Origin of the sequence: Albidovulum sp., assembly GCF_049646345.1 — a bacterium.
Lineage (GTDB): Bacteria > Pseudomonadota > Alphaproteobacteria > Rhodobacterales > Rhodobacteraceae > Albidovulum.
The window spans coordinates 1-2,071 of sequence record NZ_JBARVQ010000627.1 but is presented as its reverse complement, the minus strand read 5'-3'; the positions used below and the strand labels follow the sequence as shown (position 1 = coordinate 2,071).

Below are 2,071 nucleotides of genomic sequence, written 5' to 3'. Positions count from 1 at the left end.
GGCGATGTGACTCCGAACAACCTCTCACGGATGCTCGCGGCAACCGAAGAAATGGGCAGACTTCAAGAACGCATGTGGTGGCGCGCGGGCGTTGATCCACAAACAAGTAAGAAGCGTGAAACTTTGGCGATCAGTGGCCGCAAACAGGTCATTGGCGGGAGAGACGGACACGCCATGCGCACCGACACGAGTTTCAAGACGCTTCATGGTGCCGAGGCGCAAGCATATGCAGAGGATTTGCACAGCCGAAAGCCGAGCATGACATGGGCGGCAATGAGAATAGCCATTGCTGAACGGTTCGAGGTGAGTTCCGAGACGGTCAAAAAATCACTGATCAACCCGAAGAAACACGGGTAAGCCAGAAGCGAATTACCCGTTCAGTAGGAATATTCGAAAGCCACAACGTTTTCTAACGAGGTGGTAAAATGACTTCCAAGTTGATCAAAGCAACGACTGTTCGTAATGCTCTAGGTGGCGTTTCAGATATGACGCTCTGGCGCTGGCTGAATGATCCGTCGCTCAACTTCCCAAAACCAATCAAAATTCAATCGCGCCGCTACTGGCGTGAAAGTGACGTAATTGACTGGCTCGAAGCCCAGACCGGTCAGGCGGCCTAAGATGATCGAGCAGCAAAACGAAAACCCCGGCGCGACGGCAATCGCATCCGGGGCAGAATTCGAAGCGGCTAACTTCAAGACCGTATCCTACCGCCTTGAAGTCGAATGGGCAACTGCTTTGGCGTTCTGCCTTGGCAGGGTCAGCCATGAGACCGGAGCGCAAATCTGCTTCGCCTATCTGGACAGCCGTCGCACCGAAGGGCCGGTGCTGGCCTTGTTCGACGACATTCGCGCCGAGGCAGAGTTTTGGGCCGATTGCGCCCCGGTTCACGAGGTCGAAGCCCATGTGTTCGCCGGGATGCGTCGCCTTGGCGAAACGGCTCTTGGCAAGAACACGCGCAAGCGCTTGTTCGCGGCTCTTTGGGATAGCTTCGATGATGCTGACCGCCTGAAATTCGCCCGCAAGTCTGGCATGATCGGGGGTGCGGTATGAAGGCCGACACTGAAATTCGCGGCGAAGTCTTAGTGATGTACGCCGGGGCCGAAGGCTGGTGGTGCCATAGCTTTAACAAGCACGGCGACAGCGGCCAGCTTCATTCCACTCACCGCACCAAGCGCGAGGCTATCATTTGCGGGGCACGTCTGGCCCGCGAGATGAGCCTTGATCTGGCAGTCTGGAGCGACCCATGAAACAGCTTCGCACCCTCGAAAATATGCCGCCGATGCCGCCGCTGGAAGCCTACACACAAGACGCACCGGCTGAACCGCTGCGCACGTCTGCTTTCTACTCGGCGGCGTCCCTCAAAGGTAAGGCCGTGCCGCCCCGGCAATGGCTGGTGCACGGGTTGGTGCCACAAAAGACGGTCACGCTGTTTTCCGGCGACGGTGGCACCGGAAAGAGCCTCCTGGCTCTGCAACTGGCTGTTGCCGTTACGGCTGGCACCGGCTGGATTGGCAAGCCGGTGGAGCAGGGCCGCGTATTGTTCCTCTCTGCCGAGGATGACGACGACGAGTTGCACCGCCGTCTGGATTGCATTCTGACTTCTGAGGACCGGGATTATGAAGCAGTTTCCGGCCTCACGCTGCGCTCGCTCGCTGGCGAGGATGCGCTTCTTGCGGTCGATACCGGGCTGACGCTCATGCAGTCCGAATTGTTCAAGGAACTGGATGCGCGGGCGGCTGAGGAAAAGCCCGTCTTTGTTGTGATCGACACGCTCGCGGATGTTTACCCCGCCAACGAAAACGACCGCGCCAAGGTCCGGCAGTTTATCGGTATTCTTCGCGGGCTGGCTATCAAGCGCGAATGCGCCGTGATGCTTCTCGGGCATCCGTCGCTCACGGGGCTGGCAAGCGGTTCTGGTACTTCGGGCAGCACGTCTTGGAATAACTCGGTTCGGTCGCGGCTCTATATGTCGCGGATCGCCGACAACGGCTTTGAGCCTGACACCAATGCGCGGGTTCTGAGCGTCAAAAAGGCAAACTACGGCAGTATCGGCGATGAGTTTAACCTCAAG

The 2,071-nt window shown here is 58.0% G+C and carries 5 protein-coding genes; all 5 read left to right on the top strand.

Going from position 1 to position 2,071, the window contains the following annotated elements:
- The coding region (locus tag WBB85_RS16375) for a hypothetical protein (protein ID WP_432639665.1) at positions 1-357 on the top strand (357 nt) is incomplete at its 5' end.
- Positions 358-425: 68 nt separating this feature from the next.
- Positions 426-617 (top strand): helix-turn-helix transcriptional regulator, encoded by a 192-nt coding sequence (locus tag WBB85_RS16370; protein WP_432639664.1) that lies wholly within the window; start codon positions 426-428, stop codon positions 615-617.
- 1 nt (position 618) lies between these two features.
- On the top strand, positions 619-1,050 hold the full coding sequence (locus WBB85_RS16365; protein WP_432639663.1) for a hypothetical protein: 432 nt from the start codon (positions 619-621) through the stop codon (positions 1,048-1,050).
- Positions 1,047-1,247 carry a hypothetical protein gene (locus tag WBB85_RS16360; protein WP_432639662.1) on the top strand — a complete coding sequence of 67 codons (201 nt, stop codon included), beginning with the start codon at positions 1,047-1,049 and terminating at the stop codon, positions 1,245-1,247. The genes WBB85_RS16365 and WBB85_RS16360 overlap by 4 nt, the downstream gene beginning before the upstream one ends.
- Positions 1,244-2,071: AAA family ATPase (locus WBB85_RS16355; protein ID WP_432639661.1), on the top strand; the 828-nt coding region annotated here is incomplete at its 3' end. The genes WBB85_RS16360 and WBB85_RS16355, both read left to right, overlap by 4 nt.